17 protein-coding genes are annotated in these 19,726 nt (G+C 62.8%); 7 read left to right on the top strand and 10 right to left on the bottom strand.

Going from position 1 to position 19,726, the window contains the following annotated elements; all coding sequences use genetic code 11:
* Positions 1 to 61: 61 nt before the first annotated feature.
* The 6 genes from tsaE to ubiE all read right to left on the bottom strand — a co-directional run bounded on the left by tsaE (position 62) and on the right by ubiE (position 8,598).
* Entirely contained in the window at positions 62 to 1,585 is a 1,524-nt protein-coding gene (tsaE, locus tag HB676_RS00760) for a tRNA (adenosine(37)-N6)-threonylcarbamoyltransferase complex ATPase subunit type 1 TsaE (protein ID WP_213735742.1), read from the bottom strand.
* The gene (locus HB676_RS00755; protein WP_213735741.1) at positions 1,582 to 4,101 is read right to left on the bottom strand and encodes a PAS domain-containing sensor histidine kinase; all 2,520 of its coding nucleotides are present in this window, start codon (positions 4,099 to 4,101) and stop codon (positions 1,582 to 1,584) included. The genes tsaE and HB676_RS00755 overlap by 4 nt, the downstream gene beginning before the upstream one ends.
* A gap of 205 nt (positions 4,102 to 4,306) precedes the next feature.
* Entirely contained in the window at positions 4,307 to 4,762 is a 456-nt protein-coding gene (gene dut / locus HB676_RS00750; protein ID WP_213735740.1) for a dUTP diphosphatase, read from the bottom strand.
* Positions 4,759 to 6,210 carry a bifunctional phosphopantothenoylcysteine decarboxylase/phosphopantothenate--cysteine ligase CoaBC gene (gene coaBC, locus HB676_RS00745; protein ID WP_213736097.1) on the bottom strand — a complete coding sequence of 484 codons (1,452 nt, stop codon included), beginning with the start codon at positions 6,208 to 6,210 and terminating at the stop codon, positions 4,759 to 4,761. The genes dut and coaBC overlap by 4 nt, the downstream gene beginning before the upstream one ends.
* Before the next feature lie 55 nt (positions 6,211 to 6,265).
* Positions 6,266 to 7,840, bottom strand: a complete 1,575-nt coding sequence (ubiB, locus tag HB676_RS00740; RefSeq protein ID WP_213735739.1) for a 2-polyprenylphenol 6-hydroxylase — start codon at positions 7,838 to 7,840, stop codon at positions 6,266 to 6,268.
* A complete protein-coding gene (ubiE, locus tag HB676_RS00735; protein WP_213735738.1) occupies positions 7,837 to 8,598 on the bottom strand; it encodes a bifunctional demethylmenaquinone methyltransferase/2-methoxy-6-polyprenyl-1,4-benzoquinol methylase UbiE in 762 nt (253 codons plus the stop codon). The genes ubiB and ubiE overlap by 4 nt, the downstream gene beginning before the upstream one ends.
* A gap of 91 nt (positions 8,599 to 8,689) precedes the next feature.
* Between ubiE and mutM the strand changes: the two genes are divergently transcribed.
* A complete protein-coding gene (gene mutM / locus HB676_RS00730; RefSeq protein WP_213735737.1) occupies positions 8,690 to 9,571 on the top strand; it encodes a bifunctional DNA-formamidopyrimidine glycosylase/DNA-(apurinic or apyrimidinic site) lyase in 882 nt (293 codons plus the stop codon).
* Between the two features lie 30 nt (positions 9,572 to 9,601).
* Here mutM and HB676_RS00725 read toward each other — a convergent pair whose 3' ends face one another.
* Positions 9,602 to 10,969 carry a serine protease gene (locus tag HB676_RS00725; RefSeq protein WP_213735736.1) on the bottom strand — a complete coding sequence of 456 codons (1,368 nt, stop codon included), beginning with the start codon at positions 10,967 to 10,969 and terminating at the stop codon, positions 9,602 to 9,604.
* Between the two features lie 120 nt (positions 10,970 to 11,089).
* On the opposite strand from HB676_RS00725, the gene moeB reads away from it, so the two are divergent.
* Positions 11,090 to 11,890 carry a molybdopterin-synthase adenylyltransferase MoeB gene (gene moeB / locus HB676_RS00720; protein WP_213735735.1) on the top strand — a complete coding sequence of 267 codons (801 nt, stop codon included), beginning with the start codon at positions 11,090 to 11,092 and terminating at the stop codon, positions 11,888 to 11,890.
* Between the two features lie 21 nt (positions 11,891 to 11,911).
* Here the strand turns inward: moeB and HB676_RS00715 are convergent, their stop codons facing one another.
* On the bottom strand, positions 11,912 to 12,919 hold the full coding sequence (locus tag HB676_RS00715) for an aldo/keto reductase (RefSeq protein WP_213735734.1): 1,008 nt from the start codon (positions 12,917 to 12,919) through the stop codon (positions 11,912 to 11,914).
* A gap of 122 nt (positions 12,920 to 13,041) precedes the next feature.
* On the opposite strand from HB676_RS00715, the gene HB676_RS00710 reads away from it, so the two are divergent.
* On the top strand, positions 13,042 to 13,962 hold the full coding sequence (locus tag HB676_RS00710) for a LysR family transcriptional regulator (protein ID WP_213735733.1): 921 nt from the start codon (positions 13,042 to 13,044) through the stop codon (positions 13,960 to 13,962).
* 4 nt (positions 13,963 to 13,966) lie between these two features.
* On the opposite strand, the gene HB676_RS00705 is transcribed toward HB676_RS00710, so the two are convergent.
* Entirely contained in the window at positions 13,967 to 14,968 is a 1,002-nt protein-coding gene (locus HB676_RS00705) for a D-glycerate dehydrogenase (protein WP_213735732.1), read from the bottom strand.
* A gap of 384 nt (positions 14,969 to 15,352) precedes the next feature.
* Here HB676_RS00705 and HB676_RS00700 point away from each other — a divergent pair, with 384 nt between their 5' ends.
* A complete protein-coding gene (locus HB676_RS00700) occupies positions 15,353 to 15,880 on the top strand; it encodes an SH3 domain-containing protein (RefSeq protein ID WP_213735731.1) in 528 nt (175 codons plus the stop codon).
* 112 nt (positions 15,881 to 15,992) lie between these two features.
* On the opposite strand, the gene irrA is transcribed toward HB676_RS00700, so the two are convergent.
* Entirely contained in the window at positions 15,993 to 16,484 is a 492-nt protein-coding gene (gene irrA / locus HB676_RS00695) for an iron response transcriptional regulator IrrA (RefSeq protein ID WP_275944901.1), read from the bottom strand.
* A gap of 344 nt (positions 16,485 to 16,828) precedes the next feature.
* Between irrA and fabA the strand changes: the two genes are divergently transcribed.
* The 3 genes from fabA (at position 16,829) to fabI (ending at position 19,603) form a co-directional block, all read left to right on the top strand.
* Positions 16,829 to 17,359, top strand: a complete 531-nt coding sequence (fabA, locus tag HB676_RS00690; RefSeq protein ID WP_213735730.1) for a 3-hydroxyacyl-[acyl-carrier-protein] dehydratase FabA — start codon at positions 16,829 to 16,831, stop codon at positions 17,357 to 17,359.
* Positions 17,360 to 17,435: 76 nt separating this feature from the next.
* Positions 17,436 to 18,659, top strand: coding sequence for a beta-ketoacyl-ACP synthase I (fabB, locus tag HB676_RS00685; protein ID WP_213735729.1), 1,224 nt, complete (start codon positions 17,436 to 17,438; stop codon positions 18,657 to 18,659).
* A gap of 137 nt (positions 18,660 to 18,796) precedes the next feature.
* Positions 18,797 to 19,603, top strand: coding sequence for an enoyl-ACP reductase FabI (gene fabI, locus HB676_RS00680; protein WP_213735728.1), 807 nt, complete (start codon positions 18,797 to 18,799; stop codon positions 19,601 to 19,603).
* The last annotated feature ends 123 nt before the right edge of the window (positions 19,604 to 19,726 follow it).

Below are 19,726 nucleotides of genomic sequence, written 5' to 3'. Positions count from 1 at the left end.
CCTCTGTTTCAGAGTAGGATACGCCTGCAGATTAAGGGAAAATGGGCTAACGACCGGTAAATTACGGGGTCGGCGGGGGAACGTTGGCCGAATACCACTCCCGGATGCCCGAAAGCACGGGGTGAGCCAATGACCTGACAAGATAGGCCCAGATTCGGGGCTGGTGGCGCAGATATTGCGGTTTGCCGTCGCGCCGGTTGAGCCGCGCGAAGGTGCCAAGCAGGCGCGTATTGCGCTGCGCCGACATCAGGGCATAGGTCTCGGCGAAGCTGGCCGGATCGAACGTCTCGTCAACCGCGCGCCTGGCCTTGATATAGCGCGTCAGGAGTCCGAGTTCGGTCAACTCGGGCACGTCGATCCGCGCATCCTGCAACAGCGACGCCAGATCATAGGCGGCCGGTCCCAGCACGGCATCCTGGAAGTCGATCACGCCGACTTTCGACGTGCCCTCGCGCTCGCTGAGCCAGATCAGATTAGGGGAATGAAAGTCCCGCATCACCCAGGTGGTGGGAACCGCGGCCAGCTTGGTCAACAGCTCACGCCACATCGTGATGAATTCGGCCCGTAGAATATCAGATGATTCGGCGCCGCGATCCGGCAGATACCATTCGAGCATCAATCCGATCTCGACCAGCATGGCGTCGATATCGAAGACCGGCACGGCATAGGAGATGTGCGGCGCCAGCGGCAAAGTCTCGGGCAAGGCTTCGCGGTGCAGCGCCGCCAGCATATCGACCGCAGCTTCATAGCGCTCGGTGATCGGTCCGGGTGGATCGCCCTCGATGAAACCCGCGCTGCCGAAGTCTTCAGTGATCAGGAATCCCGTATCGAGGTCGGCGTGATGGATCGCCGGCGCCGAGAAGCCGCGCGCGCGCAAGCCCCCTGCGATCGCGACGAACGGCTTGACGTCCTCGGCCAGATGCACCGCGGCGCTATAGGACTTGCCGTCATAGATCGCGGGCCCGTCCGGCCGCCGCGGCGAGTTCATCAGGATGAAGACGCCGTCGTCACGGATCAGCCGTGCATAGGAACGCGTCGAGGCGTCGCCGGCCATCCGCTGTCGGCGGGCATCGATGAAATCGGAATCGGTGAGAAATTGCCGCAGCGCCTTCAGCCGGGTGACTTGTGCGGCTGATTTGCCATAGCCGGTGATTTCAGCGGCGCGGGCCGTCGATCCCAGCGCCGGACGATGGTTCAGCGCGATATCGATGCGATCTGTGGGGAGTGCGCCGGGCGCGCGCTCGGGCCATTCGATCAGCGCCACCGTGCCCTCGGGCAGCGGCAACAGGCCGATCTCTTCGAGTTCCAGCGGATCGTTGATGCGATAGAGATCCGCATGCACCAGCGGAAAGGGCGGCAATTCGTAGGTTTGCGCCAGCGTGAAGGTCGGGCTTGGCACCTCGACCGTCTCGTCGCCGGCGAGATAACGGATCATGGCGCGTGCGGCGGCGGTTTTGCCGGCGCCGAGATCGCCCGACAGCGTGACGACGTCGCCCGGTCCGAGCAACAGCGCCAGATCGGCCATCAAATGCGCGGTCGCAGTCTCGTTTGCGAGCGCCAGCGAGAATGTGCTGGAGCCGCTCATTCCGCGGCGTTGCGATGCGCGGCCTGATCGGTCGGAAAGTCGCACGTTACGGTCGTGCCTTTACCGACGATCGAATCGACGCGCACCCTGCCGCCATGCAGCTCGACGAACGACTTCACCAGCGGCAGGCCCAGGCCAGCCCCGCGATGCCGTGAGCCGTTGGAATGGCTTTCGAACCAGTCGAACACCTTGTCCTTGACCTCCGCGGGAATGCCGGGGCCGCGGTCGGTCACGGCGAACACCACATTATGCTCGGTACGCGTGGCGCTCAGCGTGATGGTGGAATCCGGCGGCGAGAATCCGACCGCGTTGGCGAGCAGATTATACAGCACCTGCACCACGCGGCTGCCGTCGCCGATGAAGCTGCCGATGTTGGGATCGACATCGACCTTGAGCTCGATCCGGTCGCGGGCCAGCCGGTCTTGAATCCCCTCGGCGGCATTGTCGATCGTCTTGCGGATATCGACCGGGCCAAGCTCGAGCGTCATCGCGCCGGCATCGATGGTGGCGAGATCGAGAATGTTGTTGATCAGGGCGAACAGCGAATTGGTCGAGGTCGTGATGTAGTTGAGGTATTCGGCCTGCTTGGGCACCAGGGGGCCGGTGGTGGTGTCGTTGAGCAGATGCGCGAAGCCGATGATGGTGGTCAGCGGCGAACGCAATTCGTAGGATACGTGGTGGACGAAATCGACCTTCATCTGGTCGGCGGTCTCCAGCGCCTCGTTGCGCTCGCGCAGCGCCCGCTCGACATTCTCGGTGTCGGTAATGTCCTGGAAGGTCAGCATGGTGGCGCCGTCGGGCAGCGGCATGGTCATGCAGTCGAGCACGCTGCCATCCTTGCGTTCCAGCTTCAGCGGCACTTCGACCCGGTTCTCGATCGCGGTGATTGCGTCGCGGATCGTGCGCCACGTAGCGGCGTCATCGAACAGCGGCCTGCACCAGGACTCCACCGTCTCGATATGGGGCCGCTCCTGCAGCGCCTCCGGTGACAGTTTCCACATCCTGGCGAAGGCGGGATTGAACAATTCGGCGCGGCCATTGCTGCCGAACACCGCGACGGCTTCGGCGAGATTGTCGAGCGTTTCCCGCTGCACCCGGATCAGGCCGTCGAAGCGCCGCGCCAGTTCCAGGCTTTCGGTGACGTCGTCGAACAAATACGTCACGCCGCCTTCCGGATTGGGCGTGGTGACGACGCTCAGTGCGCGGCCGTCCGGGAGATACCATGTCTCTTTCTCGGTCTCGACGGCGCGATAGGCCTCATGCAGCTTGGCTTTCCAGGCCCGGAAATCCGGCTGCTCCGGCAACTTACGCGCGGCGCGAAGCCGGTCGAGCACGCTCGAATCGTCCGGGTTGCTGTCGAGGAAGGTACGGTCGAGGTCCCACAGCCGACGATAGGAATCATTATAGAACGCCAGCCGCCGCTGGCCATCGAACACGGCGACACCGGAGGACAATTGATCGAGCGTGCGGCGATGCGCCTCCGCCATCCGCACCAGTGCGGCGCTGAGCGCGGTGGCCTCGGAGGCATCGATGGCGATGCCGGCGCGGCCGTCACCGACATTCATCGCGTACACGTCGTAAATGCGGCGCTCGCCGCCAACCACAATCGGCAGCCGCGCGTTGAAGGTCGCCGCGCCGCTCAGGACGCGTTCCATATTGTTGCGGTCGGCGCTGTCGAGCAGTTCCACGTCGCGATCGATCGCATCGGTGACGCTTGTGGCGTCGGCCGCCCTTGCATAGGCGGCATTGGCGTAAGCGAGACCGCCCTTGGCGCGCTTGGTCCAGATCGGCCAGGGGGCGGCGGCGGCGAAGCCGCGCAGCATCTCGGTTTCTTCCAATAGTGCCTTGTGCCGCAGATTGGTTTCCGCCAGTTCGCGGCGCAGTCCATTAAGTTCGCGAATCCGGACAATGGCCTGGCCGCCGATGGCGCGGCCCATGGCTTCCACCGCGTGGCCGTTCGAGGTCGAAAGATTGAGCAAAAAGCCCTCACCGGCCTCGCATAGCGCATCGACGGCGTGATCCATCTGCAGCGCCGGCTCCGGCGGCAACCAGGTGCCGAATGCGAGAATGCGCTGCGGAGACTGGTGCTGGGAATCCTGCGGCAGCAAAAGCGCGGTATCGCCGCTGATCTGCGGGCGATTGTCGCCAGCGGCCCAGGAGATCAGGATCTGGGGCTCGGCGAACAAAAGCGCGCGGAACCGGTCGGCCTCGCTTTGCAGGGCCTGAATATCGGTGCGCAGGCGCGCCTCGTTCCGTGCCGCACGGACCCGGTGCCGCATCAGCAGGATCGCTGCGACCACGGAAAAACCGAGCAACGCAAAGGCCGTCGTCAGCGCTGCGATTTCCTGGTGGTTCATTTCAAAGAAAGTTGTGATGGCATCCAGCAAAGGCAAGTCGCCGGCCTTCGCAGGCGTCGCCGAGACCACCGCCGTTACGCCAAGGGCAATCAGGCCGTTGCGCGCCAGTGAGGTGCACGACAGCAGGGTCCGACGCATCGCCGCGATCACGCCCGACATGGTTTGCCCCAAACCGCACGATTACACGCCCGGCGCTTCCCCCGCCGTTCGCGAATCGTATGACAATATCCCCAACGGGAGTCAGCGGGTAAGAGTCCAGACCGTGAACGCAAAATCCGGTGGCGAAAAAAGCGGAGCTAAATTTTTTGAGCGGTTTTTAATGAAAGTGAATCCGCTTTTTTACGGAGATTGGTGCCTGCAGAGATCAGCGCCCGGTTGAACCGAAGCCGCCGCTGCCGCGCGCGGTCTCGGTAAGCGAGGTCACGGGAACCAGTTCCGCCTGGATTACCGGTGCGATCACCATCTGCGCGATACGCTCGCCGCGCCGGATCGGAAATGGCGCATCGCCATGGTTGATCAGGAGCACGCCGACCTCGCCGCGATAATCCGCATCCACCGTGCCGGGCGCGTTCAGCACGGTCACGCCATGCTTGGCCGCCAAACCCGAGCGTGGCCGAACCTGTGCCTCATAGCCCGGCGGCAGCGCAATCGTCAGGCCGGTCGGGATCAGCGCATATTTTCCGGGCGCAAGAATCATCGGCGTGCCCTCGGGAACCGCGGCCAGCAGATCGAGCCCGGCTGCGTGCGCGCTCTGATAGGCGGGCAAAGCGAGGCCTTCGCCGTGTGGCAATTGCCGGATGTCGACCTTGGCTGCGCTCAAGAGGTTTTCTCCACGGTTGTTGTCAGGGTCCCGGCAATCTTCGCCACCAGCGCGCTGGCGACTTCTTCTTTCGTCATGACCGGCCAGGATTCAACTTTGATATTATCAACGTTGATGCCATTGGCGTCCCGCGTCAGCAGATGAACGGTATTGCGATCCCCGCCCATCACGCCGGTCGTGGGCGAGACATCATTGGCGACGATCCAGTCGCAGCCCTTGCGCACGAATTTGGCCTTGGCGTTTTCAATGAGGTGTTCGGTCTCGGCGGCGAATCCGATCACCAATTTCGGTCGCCTGTCAGGCAATTTTGAAATCGTCGCCAGGATATCGGGATTTTCGACGAGTTGCAGCGGCGGCATTCCCGTGGCGGTCTTTTTCAGTTTCTGCCCGCCGGCATTGGCGACGCGCCAATCGGCGACGGCGGCGGCGAAGATCGCGATGTCAGCGGGAAGCGCGGCTTCCACTTGCTTTAACATGTCGCGCGCGGACTCGACCGGGATCACCGATACGCCTGCCGGCGCATCGAGATCGACCGGCCCCGAGATCAGAGTGACATCGGCGCCGGCCGCCTGCGCGGCGGCGGCGATGGCGTAGCCTTGCTTGCCCGATGAGCGATTGGCGATGTAGCGCACGGGATCGATCGGTTCATGGGTTGGCCCCGCGGTGATCAGGACGCGCTGGCCTGCGAGTGGGCGCGACTGAGGAGGGCGCAGAATGCGCTCGGCGGCCGCGGCTATTTCCAGCGGCTCCGCCATCCGGCCCACACCAGCCTCGCCGGCTTCGGCCATTTCACCGGCATTGGGACCGATCATCGCGACGCCGTCGCGGCTGAGCTGTGCGACATTGCGGCGGGTCGCGGCATTGTTCCACATCAGCGGGTTCATCGCCGGCGCCAGCAGGATCGGTCCATTGGCTGCGAGCAGGATCGCGGTCGCCAGATCGTCGGCATGGCCGTGCGCCATCTTCGCCATCAGATCGGCGGTGGCGGGCGCAACCACGATCAGGTCGCAGTCGCGCGCCAGCCTGATATGGCCGGCATCGAATTCGCTCTCGGGATCGAACAGATCCGTATAGCAGCGCTCATTCGACAACGCGCTGGCGGTCAGCGCCGTGACGAATTGCTGTGCGGCTTTGGTCAGCACGCAGCGGACGTGGACGTGTCGTTCTTTAAGCCGCCGGATCAGGTCCAGCGCCTTGTAGGCGGCAATACCGCCGCCGATGATCAGGGTGACGCGCGGCTGGGCGGGTGCGGTGTTGTGGGCCTGTAAGGGCCCGGCGCGGCCTGTAGCGGCTCGGGGCGCCGGCAAGGGGATTGAGGAGCCATTCTGCGAGGCGTCGCGCAGGATCACCCGCACCTCATCCTCGACCGAGCGGCCGTTACGCGCGGCACGCAGCCGCAACTCGTCCCGGATGGCGTCGTCCAGTTTTCGGATGGTCAGGCTGGCCATGGTCATGCCCTGCTCGGAATGTATGCAATGCTATCATATCGTGATTGCATTGCAATCACATTTGCCGGACGGCCACCAGAATTCCGATAAAGGTGGCCGCAATGATCCAAAGCGCCAAAGTGCGCCAGCGGCTCTTGCGGCCCTCGGTCCGTCCCATTGCCGCGATGGTCTCCGGCGACAGCGTCAGACCTTCCCGGGTCATGGTCTCCAATTGCTCGATCACGGTCACCGCCCGCGTCGCGAGCGCCGGCAGGCCCGAGAACACCCGGCCGAGTTCGCCCGCGCCGGACATCGCCCCCTGGATGCGTCCGATCGGTCCGAGATTGCGCTCGATCCATTCGCGCACCACGGGATCGGCGATCTTCCAGATGTCGAGCTTGGGATCGAAGCCGCGCGCGACGCCCTCGACCACCACCATGGTCTTCTGCAAAAGAATCAGTTCGGGGCGGGTGCGCATGTCGAACAGGCCGGTGACCTCGAGCAGCAGGGTCAACAGCTTCGCCATCGAGATTTCTTCGGCGGTGCGATTATGGATCGGCTCGCCGATGGCGCGGATGGCCTGTGCGAAATTCTCGACCGAATGATGCCCCGGCACATAGCCGGCCTCGAAATGCACCTCGGCGACGCGGCGATAATTGCGCGTGATGAAGCCCAGCAGAATTTCGGCGAGGAAGCGCCGTTCCTTCAGGCCGAGCCGGCCCATGATGCCGAAATCAACCGCGACGAGCCGGCCGGAATCGTCGAGGAACAGATTGCCCGGGTGCATGTCGGCGTGAAAGAAGCCGTCGCGCAGCGCGTGGCGCAGAAAACTCTGGATCACCTTGCGCCCGAGCTCGGGCAGGTCGACCTGGGATTGCGAGAGCCGCACATGGTCGCTCAGCGCGATGCCGTCGATCCATTCCATCGTCAGCACGTTGTGGCTGGTGCGATCCCAGTCGACGGCCGGCACGCGAAAATCCGGATCGTCCCGGGTATTCTCCGCCATTTCGGAGAGTGCAGCCGCTTCCAGCCGCAGATCCATCTCCATCGCGACCGAGCGCGACATCGTATTGATGACCTCGACCAGGCGCAGCCGCCGGGCCTCCGCCGAATAGATCTCGGCCTTGTGCGCGACAAAGAAGAAATCGGAGAGATCGCGGCGAAAGCGCGAGCCGACATTGGGCCGCAACACCTTCACCGCAACCGAGTGGCGTTCGCCGTCGCGCTCGACTTCGCCGCGATGCACCTGCGCGATCGAAGCTGCGGCAACCGCGGGACCGAGGCTCGCAAACGCCTCCGCCACGGGGCGTTCGAGCGACGTCGCGATCACAGCTTCCGCTTCGGCTTGAGAAAACGGCGGCAGCCGGTCCTGCAGGCTTTCCAGGTCGCGCGCCATTTGGGCGCCGACCACGTCGGGTCTGGTTGCGAGAAATTGTCCGAGCTTGAGATAGGCCGGCCCGAGCCGCGTCAAGGCGCGCGACAGGCGCGGACCGGACTTGGCGCCGGGGCGCTCGACGATCCGCGCCAATTGCAGCGCGAGCTGGCCCGGTGGCGGCACCAGGCTGGGATCGACCACGCCGAACACGCCCTCGCGCGCGAACACGAAACCGGCGCGGGCCAGCCGCGCGATATGAGTCAGTGCGGAAATCACAAACGCCAGCCTGAATGCAGGGCCACGATGCCGCCGGAAAAGCTCTGCCAACTGACACGGGAGAAGCCGGCGGCGCGGATCATGTCGGCGAACGCGCCGGGCTTGGGAAATTTGCGGATCGATTCGACGAGATACTGATACGAATCGGCGTCGCCGGTGACAGCGCGGCCGAGCGGCGGGATCACCTTGAACGAAAACAGATCGTAAATGCGATCGAGCCCGGGCACATCGACAGCGGAAAATTCCAGGCACAAAAATCGGCTGCCGGGCTTGAGCACGCGAAATGCCTCGCTCAAGGCACGATCGATCTGCGGCACGTTGCGGATGCCGAATGCGATGGTGTAGGCGTCGAAGGCGCCGTTGCCGAAATCCAGCTTCTCGGCATTGCCTTCGACGAACGAGACCCGGTCGTCGAGATGTCGTGACGTGGCCCGCTCGCGGCCGACTGCAAGCATGTCGGAATTGATGTCGCAGACCGTGGCCTGAAAGCCGGAACCGGCCGCCTTGGCGGCGCGGAAGGCGATATCGCCGGTGCCGCCGGCCACATCCAACAGCGCAAACGGCGCATCGCTGCGCGGCGGGTTGAGCGCGTTGATCATCAGGTCTTTCCAGACCCGGTGCAGGCCGACCGACATCAGATCGTTCATCAGGTCGTAGCGGGACGCGACGCTGCGGAAAACGTCGTTCACCAGCGTCTGCTTGTCGCCTAACGGCACCTCCCTGAAGCCGAAATGTGTGGTTTCGTCAGGTTGATTCATCTCTTTACGCCCTCAAACTCGCGACCGCCGGACCATAGCGCGCCAGCCGCAATGGCGCTATCACGTCAGCCCCTCAAGGTGAATGCCGCGCATGCCCGAATTACCCGAAGTTGAGACCGTCCGCCGTGGCCTGCAACCGGTCATGGAGGGGTCGAAAATCCTGAAAGCCGAGACGAGACGAAAAGACCTGCGATTTCCGTTCCAGAAGGACTTTATCGCGCGGCTGGAGGGCCAGACCGTGACCGGTCTCGGCCGTCGCGCCAAATATCTGATGGCCGACCTTGAGTCGGGGGACGTGCTGCTGATGCATCTGGGGATGTCGGGCTCGTTCCGCGTCCTCAAGGAGGAGGGGCAGGCCAAGCCGGGCCAATTCCACCATCCGCGTAGCGAAGATCGCGCCCATGACCATGTGGTGTTTCATATGTCGTCGGGCGCGGCGGTGGTTTTCAACGATCCGCGCCGGTTCGGCTACATGAAGATCATTGCCCGCAAGGCGTTCGAGGACGAGCCACTGCTCAAAGGCCTCGGCCCCGAACCCCTGGGCAATGAATTCGATGCAAAAATGCTGGCGCAGTCATGCGCCAACAAGAAGACCAGTTTGAAGGCCGCGCTGCTCGACCAGCGCGTGGTCGCGGGACTCGGCAATATCTATGTCTGCGAGGCGCTGTTTCGTTCGCACCTGTCGCCGCGAAGATTGGCCGCGACGTTGGCAACAAAAAAAGGAGAGCCGACCGATCACGCCAAGCGGCTGGTCAGCGCCATTCACACGGTATTGAATCAGGCGATCAAGGCAGGTGGCTCGTCGCTGCGCGATCATCGCCAGACCTCAGGCGAACTTGGTTATTTCCAGCATTCGTTTCAGGTCTACGATCGCGAGGGAGAAAAATGCCAGACCGCCGGTTGCAACGGAATCGTGCGGCGCTTTACCCAAAACGGGCGCTCGACCTTCTGGTGCCCGCAATGCCAGAAGTGAGTCTCGGCGCGACTTAAGAAAGTCGAACCTCTATTTCCTCACGCAGATCACGCGCACCACGGCGCCTTTCGCATCCGCCGATCCGCCGATCACGTCGACGCTATTCGCTTTAAGAAATTCGTGCACGGCAGTCGCCGGCACCAGCACCGCTTGTGCGGCGGGGGTCGCATTCGGGGGACCGGCCACGATGGCCGGTTTCAACAATGCGACGCCGGCAAATTTGCCTTCGCTATCGAGCGCGGCGGCGCCGGAAAAGCCAACCGCCGGTGGCGGTGACAATGCGAGATCGCCGCCACTGCCGATTGACGTCATCGATGCCTTGACGCTGGAGGCCGCATTGCCGCCGCCCTGATTTTGCGGATCGGAAATACCCACGAGGTCGACACCCGATTTGGCCGCGCCATTGCCGAGCGATAACGGCTTCAATCCGCGCGCGCCGTAAAGGCGCAGCAGCGACAGACCGCGGTCCTTGTCCTCGGCGACGCGATCGGCATTGCCGAAGCCGGCAATCGTGATCGCAAGGCAGCCGTCGGTGACCTCGCGGTCGGCCAGTATAGCGCCGTCTTCGCTGACGACCACGCCGGTACCGTATTCAACGGTCTTGCGCGGCGCGGGTCCTGCGATCTGGGCGCCGCTGGGAAACGGATTGAACGCGCTCGACATCGCGATCACCACCGGCTCGACGGTATTTTCGGTAGCCTGATCGTAAAGGATGGTGAGGATGCGGACCTCGTCGCCCTTGAAAGTGCCGCGCACATAAAACTTCTTCAGGCCCTGCAAGCCCGACAGCACGAAGAATTCCGGCTTGACGACGGTGTAATCGACCGCGCGCCCGGGCGGTTCTTTCTTTTCCCGGTCGGCGAGTTTTGCTGTGGTCGGGTTGGCTTCCTTGCGCCGCGACAACTGAACCTGAATGGTTCCGGTGGGAGAGGTCCATTTGGCGCCGTTGGCGTCGCTGGTCTGTTGGGGCACCAGCTTGGTCGGAATGCCGAGCCGCACGCCGCTGCCTGCATCGGTGACGATCTTCCAGCCGGCATTGTCCTGCCGCCGCCGCGCGGTTTCGGCCAGCACGCTGCGTTCCTGCGGGTTGAGCACGCCGGTCTGTTTGCCGCCGCGCCCCTTCTGGAATTCCTTGATGGATTCCACCATGCGTTCGCTGACTTCGCCTGTGATCGCGCCGTTATACTGGCCCACCCAGGCCAGGTCGGACTGGATAGCGAGGCGATCCGCCTGCGCCATGGCATTGGCGGTATCGGCGGGGGCTTGCAGCGCGGGCCGGACCGGGACGGTCGCGACCGGTTTCGGCTTGGCGCCCGCGGTGGATGGCGGCGTCAGTTGCGCCTGGGCGGAGGTCCCCGCGGCCACGAATATCAATGTTGCTGTCAGCATCGATCTCATGACAAGTCTCGGGTCCCAAATTTCGCTTGTATTGAAGCGCACGCAATTAAGCACATCTGCTTGTGTCGGCAACAACAGGTCCGAGGTTCAGGAGATGTTCGTAAAGGATTTGATCAGGCCATGCTGAGCGCCGACGAACTCGAACGCTACGCCCGCCACATTGTGCTGCGCGAGGTCGGCGGCCCCGGCCAGACGGCGCTGAAAGAGGCCTCTGTGCTGGTGATCGGTGCCGGTGGCCTCGGCGCGCCCGCCTTGATGTACCTCGCAGCGGCGGGTGTCGGCACACTCGGCGTGGTCGATGACGACATTGTTTCGCTGTCGAATCTCCAGCGCCAGATCATCCACACCACGCCGGATATCAGCCGCCTTAAGGTCGACAGCGCCGCCGAGCAGATCTACAAGCTCAATCCCCATGTCCAGTTCGCCGCGCATGCAACGCGGCTTGACGCCGGCAACGCGTTGTCGCTGATCGGCGGCTACGATCTGGTGCTCGATGGTTCCGACAATTTCGAAACCCGCTATCTGGTTTCGGATGCGTGCTTTCTCGCGGGCAAGCCGCTGATCACGGCCGCGCTCGGCATGTTCGACGGATCGCTGACCACAATCCGCGCCCATGAGAGAAACCCCGAGGGCGAGTTCAATCCGACCTACCGGTGCTTGTTTCCGGAACCGCCGCCGCCGGGCACGGTGCCGGCCTGCGCCGAGGCTGGCGTGATGGGTGCGCTCGCCGGCGTATTGGGATCGATGATGGCGCTGGAGGCGATCCGCGAAATCGTCGGCTTCGGCGAGGGCCTGGTTGGGCGGCTATTGATGGTGGACGCGCGCGCGATGCGCTTCGAGACGCTGCGCTATCGGCGCGATCCGCTCAATCCGCTCAACGGCGATGCGCTTGTGATCACCGATCTCAGCGCGCATCAGTAAATTTTACGACGCCTTTAAATTTCAAGAAGCCTTGGCGGGCTTCTCGCTGTCCAGATGGGCCATTTGCTCCGCCGCGTAGCGCGTGCCGGCGGCGACGCCGGGCGGGAACATCTTGTCCAGCGTGGCCAAATGCGCCGGTGTCAGCGTGACATCGAGCGCTCCCAGCGCTTCGGTCAGGCGGTCGCGCCGCCGCGCGCCGACCAGCGGCACGATATCCTTGCCCTGCGCGCCGACCCAGGCAATCGCGAGTTGCGCCACGGAGATGCCGAGCTCGCTGGCGATTGCACGTAGCGGCTCAACCAAGGCCAGATTCGCATCGAGATTGCTGCCCTGGAAGCGCGGGGTGGCGTGGCGGAAATCCCGTGCGTTCGATTCGCCCTTTGACCAATGGCCGCTGATCAGGCCGCGCGCCAGCACGCCGTAAGCGGTGATGCCGATGCCAAGCTCGCGGCAGGTTTTCAGAATGTCGGTCTCGATGCCGCGCGCGATCAGCGAATATTCGATCTGCAGATCGACAATCGGATGGACGGCGTGGGCGCGGCGAATGGTGTCGGATCCGACTTCGGACAGGCCGATATGCTTGACGTAGCCGGCCTTGATCATATCGGCGATGGCGCCGACGGTGTCTTCGATCGGAACTGATGGATCAAGCCGCGCGGGGCGATAGACGTCGATGTGATCGACGCAGAGCCGCTGCAGTGAATAGGCCAGAAAATTCTTCACCGCGGCCGGACGACAGTCCATGCCGCCGAAACCGCGGGACGGATCGCGCAGACCGCCGAACTTGACGGAGATCTGGAGATTGTCGCGGCTGCGGCCCGTGAGGGCCTCGCGGATCAGCATTTCATTGTGGCCCATGCCGTAGAAATCGCCGGTGTCGAGCAGGGTAATTCCGGCCTCCAGCGCCGCATGGAGGGTGGCGATGCTCTCGCCGCGGTCGGCGGGGCCGTAGAAATCCGACATGCCCATGCAGCCGAGCCCGATGCTGGAGACGACGGGGCCGGTTGAACCGAGTTTGCGCTTATCCATGGGGGGCTCCTCAAAAATAGCGGCGGTTCATTCCGTACCGCCAACGGTGCACCGGATATGCGACATTTCGATTGAGACGATAAGATAGACAATGCCGAATGGTTTGTTCATTATATCGAACAATGAGCGATCCCGACCTTCGCGATCTCGACGCCTTTGTGGCCGTGGCCCGCACCCGGAATTTCCGCCGTGCGGCGCTTGAGCAACGCGTCTCGGTCTCAAGCCTCAGCCAGCGGCTGCGTGACATGGAGGAACGTCTCGGCGTCCGCCTGATGAACCGCACCACCCGCAGCGTCGCATTGACGGAAGCCGGCGAATTGCTGCTCAGCCGCATCGGGCCGGCGATGGGGGATGTCAGCGCGGCGCTCGATCAGGTGCGCGGGCTGCGCGGCGTGCCGTCGGGAAGGTTGCGTATCAATGCGCCGTCGCCGGCGATCGACCTGGTGCTGGCGCCGATGATCGCGCCTTTCCTGCGCGCTTATCCGCAGATCGATCTGGAGATCGTCGCGGAAAGTTCATTCGTCGATATCGTCGCCGATGGCTTCGACGCCGGCGTGCGTTACGGCGAACATCTGGCGCTGGACATGGTCGCGCTGTCGCTCAGCGGACCGCAGCGCTATGCGGTGGTGGCGTCGCCCGATTATGTCGCGCGGCATGGCAAGCCAAAACACCCCAAGGATTTGCTCGATCACCGTTGCATCAGTATCCGCTTTGGCACCGGCGTGCTGCAGGAGTGGGAGTTCGAGAAGGCGGGACAGGTGATGAAGGTATCACCTCCGCCAATATTGATCGCGAACTATGCAGGTCTCGTGCACCGCGCCGTGCATGATGGGCTTGGCTTTTGGCTGACCTTCGAGGGCTATGTGCGCGAAGCCGTCAAATCCGGCGCGCTGGTCAGCGTGCTCGACGACTGGTGCACGCCGTTTTCGGGACCATTTCTGTATTATCCGAGCCGCCGCCAACTGCCGCCCGCGCTCGGCGCGTTCGTGGCCTTTGTCGCCGAATGGCGCAAGCAGGAGCGGCGCAAAAGAAAAGACGCTTGAATGATTACAACATGCTCGGCAGCACGCGATCCGGCGGCTTGTGATTGTCGAGGAAGGCGCGGATGTTGATGATCACCTTCTCGCCCATCTCGACCCGGCCCTCGATCGTCGCCGAGCCCATATGCGGCAGCAGCGCCACCTTGCCGGCTTTCGCCAGCCGGAGCAGTTTTGGACTGACCGCGGGTTCGTTCTCGAACACGTCGAGGCCGGCGCCGGCGATGTCGCCGGCTTCGATCAGCTTGACCAGCGTGTCTTCGTCGATCACCTCGCCGCGCGCGGTGTTGACGATATAGGCATCCTTGCGGATCAGCTTCAGCCGCCGCGCCGACAGCAAATGAAACGTCGCCGGGGTGTGCGGACAATTCACCGAGATGATGTCCATCCGCGCCAGCATCTGGTCGAGGCTTTCCCAATAGGTCGCACCCAACTCCTCGGCGATCTTGGGCGCGACGGGTCGGCGGTTATGGTAGTGAATCTGCAGGCCGAAGGCGCGCGCCCGGCGGGCTACGGCTTGGCCGATGCGGCCCATGCCGATGATGCCGAGCCGCTTGCCGCCGATGCGATGACCGAGCATCCAGGTCGGCGACCAGCCCGGCCAATGCTTGCCGTCGGTCAGCACCGAGGCGCCCTCGATCAGCCGGCGCGGCACCGAGAGAATCAGCGCCATGGTCATGTCGGCGGTGTCTTCGGTCAGAACCTTCGGCGTGTTGGTCACGGTGATGCCGCGCGCATGGGCCGCCACGACATCGATATTGTCGACCCCGTTGCCGAAATTGGCGATCAGCTTCAGCGTGCATTCCGGCTGCTTGAGAAGCTCTTCGGTGATCTCGTCGGTAACGGTTGGAACCAGCACGTCGGCTGTGCGAACGGCGTCGGCGATCTGCTCCGGGCTCATCGGCGTATCGTCGAGATTGAGCCGCGCGTCGAACAATTCGCGCATGCGGGTTTCGATCGAGTCCGGCAGCTTGCGCGTGACGACGACGAGAGGCTTTTTCTTGACCGACATGTCCTGCTCTCGCGAGGTTGTTCAGACCTCATTAACCCGGTTGTTCGACACTGCCGCGACCGCGTGGTGCCGTCGTTGGCTTCTCGGTTCGCTCTAAGGTTTCTTTGGTTTCCCGAGGGTTTTCTTCAGGTTTTTCGCTAGGGTTTTCCTGGGTTTCCCCCCGGATATCGCCCTTGCGATTTCCCAAGGGAACATTCGGGCTGTTGTTGGTTTTCGGCGTTCTGTCCTCTCTAGCAGAAGGCCGGGCCAAGACAAGAACCCCTGAGGGAACCGGGTCTCACGACCCGAAGGGCTGCCAGCACGGGGGTACGGGTTTTTGAGAGATCGGTTGCGCGTGTTTCAGCTCAAAGAATTTGGGCTGGGTTCTCGGCAGGAGACGAGTTGATGGCGTTGAGGCGTTTCTATTCTGTGGTGGTTGTCGCGGGTTGCTTGCTGGGGGCCTCGGTCGGCACGGCATTGTCGGCAAAGGATTCGGCGCTCACCACCAGCGGTCTGCCGGTGCCGCGCTATGTCAGCCTCAAATCCGATCATGTGAATGTCAGGGCCGGCCCGACCAAGGATAACGACGTCGCCTGGGTCTACACCCGCTCCGGCCTGCCGGTTGAGATCACCGCCGAGTTCGAGAACTGGCGCCGGGTCCGCGATTCCGAAGGCGCCGAAGGCTGGGTCTATCATTCGCTGCTGTCAGGCCGCCGCACCGCCGTCGTCACCATGAAGAGCAAGGACGATCTGGCGCCGCTGCATGATAGCGCCGATGGCGCCAGCGCGATCGCCGCCCGTTTGCAGGTCGGTGTCGTGGCCCAGGTCAAGAAATGCACATCCGGCTGGTGCCACGTCGCCGGCAACGGTTTCGATGGCTGGATCGAACAGCAGCGCCTGTGGGGCGTCTATGCGGACGAGAAGGTGGAGTGAGATTTTTGTCATTGCCGGGCTTGACCCGGCAATCCATCGCGCTTCGAAAAGCATTTCGTGAAGTGATGGATACGCGGGTCAAGCCCGCGTATGACGATTTCGCGTCTTTCGCTCAGCGCTTCTTGCGCAGCCGGACGACCATGTCGACCCGGGCGATCTCATAGCCCTCGGGCACTTCGGGCATCTTCTGCAGCACCAGATGCGGATCCGGAATATCGACCAGCTCGTGGTTGTTCTCGAGATAGAAGTGGTGATGCGTCGTGACGTTGGTGTCGAAATAGGTCTTGGTGCCGTCGACGCTGACCTGGCGCAGCAAGCCCGCATCGGTGAGCTGGTTGAGCGTGTTGTAGACGGTGGCGAGTGACACCGGGACCTTGGCGAGGGTCGCCTCCTCGTACAGCATTTCCGCGGTGAGATGGCGCGCGCCCTTGCCGAACAGGAGCCAGCCCAGCGCCATGCGTTGACGGGTCGGGCGCAGGCCCGCGGCCTGCAGCATCTCGTTGACGTCGTGCCACGGACAACCGGTCAGTGCCGGCTGGTGTCCCGCAAGGTGGGCCACGGAATCGGCGGCGTCATCATTCAACATCGAATCGTTGTCGTTCATTTCCACGTCCGGCACCGCACTCGTTCTGCACTATCTCAGGAAAATATAGAGGGGAAACCCGGTAGATGCAAGTTTTTCGCAACTAGAACCGGCGCAAGGTTAAGCCGATGACCGGAAAACGCGGCTATTTGCCCTGGCGGGGCGCTTTGCCACCCGCTGGGCCTATGATAGAGAGCGCGCGGACATAGCCTTGCGTTTTCGGCAAAGGCGAGCACTGGTTGCTGCAGGACCTTATCCTGACCTGTGGTTTCAGCGCCAATCGGTCAAAATTGGCGTGCTTCCTACGCGAAACAGGTCCATTTCGCTCGAAAACGCTTCCTCAGGACTTTGAAAAGGCTGGCACCATGCTGGATCGGCGCGGCGGTTATGAATACGAAGATCTGCTGGCATGCGCCCGCGGCGAGCTGTTCGGCCCCGGCAACGCCCAGTTGCCGCTACCGCCGATGCTGATGTTCGACCGCATCAGCGAGATATCGGAGACCGGCGGCGAGCATGGCAAGGGTGTCGTCCGCGCCGAACTCGACGTGAAGCCGGACCTCTGGTTTTTCGGATGCCATTTCAAGAACGATCCGGTGATGCCGGGATGCCTTGGTCTCGATGCGCTCTGGCAGATGGTTGGATTTTTTCTGGGCTGGACCGGCGGCGCAGGCCGCGGCCGGGCGCTGGGGCTCGGGGAACTGAAGCTGGCCGGACAGGTTCTGCCGAACGTCCGCAAGGTTGTGTACAACATCGATATCAAACGGGTGATGCGTTCAAAGCTGGTGTTGGGTATTGCCGATGGCTGGCTTTCCATGGACGGCGAGATTATCTATCGCGCGAAGGATCTGAAGGTCGGGCTGTTCAAGCAGGACACCGCACCGCAATCGGGAACATAAGCTACCTGCTGCAGCGCAAGAGACGGCATTCAGATTGATAACGGTCATAATAACGTAACGACAGGGCGAGGCGATCATGAAGCGGGTTGTCATCACGGGGATGGGCATCGTCTCATCCATCGGAAACAACACCCAGGAAGTGCTGGCGAGCCTCCACGGGGCAAAATCCGGAATCACGCGCGCTGAAAAATATGCGGAGCTCGGTTTCCGCTCCCAGGTTCAGGGGGCGCCAACACTCGACCCGTCCGCGATGATCGATAGGCGTGCGATGCGTTTCCTCGCCGAAGGCTCGGCGTGGAATCACGTCGCGATGGAACAGGCGATTCAGGATTCCGGCCTCGGGCCGTCGGAAATTTCCAACGAGCGTACCGGCATCATCATGGGCTCCGGCGGCCCGTCAACCCGCACCATCATTGAAGCGGCCGATACCGCCCGCACCAAGGGGCCGAAGCGGGTCGGCCCGTTCGCGGTGCCGAAGGCGATGTCGTCGATGGCTTCCGCGACGCTCGCCACCTGGTTCAAGATCAAGGGCGTGAACTATTCGATCTCATCGGCCTGCGCCACGTCGAACCATTGCATCGGCAATGCCTACGAGACCATCCAGATCGGCAAGCAGGACATTATTTTTGCCGGCGGCTGCGAGGATCTCGACTGGTCGATGTCGGTGCTGTTCGACGCGATGGGCGCGATGTCGTCGAAGTACAATGATACGCCCGCGACCGCCTCGCGCCCCTATGACGTCAGCCGCGACGGATTTGTCATTGCCGGCGGCGCCGGCGTGGTCGTTCTCGAAGAACTTGAACATGCCAAGGCGCGGGGCGCGCGCATCTATGGCGAGATCGTCGGCTACGGCGCCACCTCCGACGGCTATGACATGGTCGCTCCTTCGGGCGAGGGCGCCGAACGCTGCATGAAAATGGCGATGTCGACGGTCAAGACCAAGATCGATTACATCAATCCGCATGCGACCTCGACACCTGCCGGCGATCCGCCTGAAATGGAGGCGATCCGCAAGGTGTTCGGCACCGGCGAGGCGTGTCCGCCGATCTCCGCGACCAAGGCGCTGACCGGCCATTCGCTCGGCGCCACCGGCGTGCAGGAAGCGATCTATTCGCTGCTGATGATGAACAATGGTTTCATTTGCGAAAGCGCCCACATCACCGAGCTCGACCCGGTGTTCGCCGACATGCCGATCGTGCGCAAGCGCATCGACAATGCCAAGCTCGGCACCGTACTTTCCAATTCCTTCGGATTCGGCGGCACCAACGCCACGCTGGTGTTCAAGCGGCTGGACGCGTGAGACTGCGCGCGACCTGAATATCCCAATTCATCGTCATGCCCGGCCTTGTGCCGGGCATCCACGTCTTTAAACTCCACATCGAAGACGTGGATGGCCGAGATAAATCCGACCAATACACAAGAGAAGGTACTCGGACGATGCAAGACCTGATGAAAGGCAAACGTGGATTGATCATGGGCATCGCCAATGATCATTCGATTGCCTGGGGCATTGCCAAGGCGCTCGCGGGGCAGGGCGCGGAACTCGCTTTCACGTTTCAGGGCGATGCGCTCGGCAAACGCGTCAAGCCGCTGGCGCAATCGCTTGGCGTCGAACTGGTGCTGCCCTGCGATGTGGAAAATATCGCCAGCGTCGATTCCGTGTTCGAGACGCTGCGCGACAAATGGGGCCAACTGGATTTTCTGGTTCACGCCATTGCGTTCTCCGACAAGAATGAGCTGAAGGGACGTTACGCCGACACCAGCCGCGAAAATTTCTCGCGCACGATGCTGATATCGTGTTTCTCGTTTACCGAATTGGCCAAGCGCGCGGCTGAGCTGATGCCGGCTTCGGGCGGCACCATGGTCACGCTGAGCTTCGGCGGCTCCACGCGGGTGATGCCGAACTACAATGTGATGGGCGTGGCCAAGGCGGCGCTGGAAGCTTCGGTGCGGTATCTTGCGGCCGATTTCGGGCCGCGCGGCATTCGCGTAAATGCGATTTCGGCCGGACCGATTCGCACCCTGGCGGGTTCGGGCATCGGCGATGCGCGCACCATGTTTGCGTTCCAGCAGAAACACTCACCGCTCGGCCGCGGCGTGACTCTGGAAGAGCTGGGCGGTTCGGCGCTGTATCTGTTGTCGGAACTGTCAGGCGGCGTGACCGGCGAAACCCATTTCGTCGATTCCGGTTACAACGTGATTTCGATGCCCCGGCCGGAAGATTTAAAGGACACGGCGGAGTAGCGATTTCAGCAGCCGTGGCAGCCGTAGGGTGGGCAAAGCGAAGCGCGCCCACCACTCAACACAACAAATCAGCGATAGATTGGTGGGCACGGCGCGAAGACGCGCCTTTGCCCACCCTACGAT

Source organism: Bradyrhizobium sp. dw_411 (genome assembly GCF_018449695.1).
In the GTDB taxonomy this organism is placed as follows: domain Bacteria; phylum Pseudomonadota; class Alphaproteobacteria; order Rhizobiales; family Xanthobacteraceae; genus Bradyrhizobium.
This window is presented reverse-complemented; position numbering and strand designations above follow the sequence as displayed.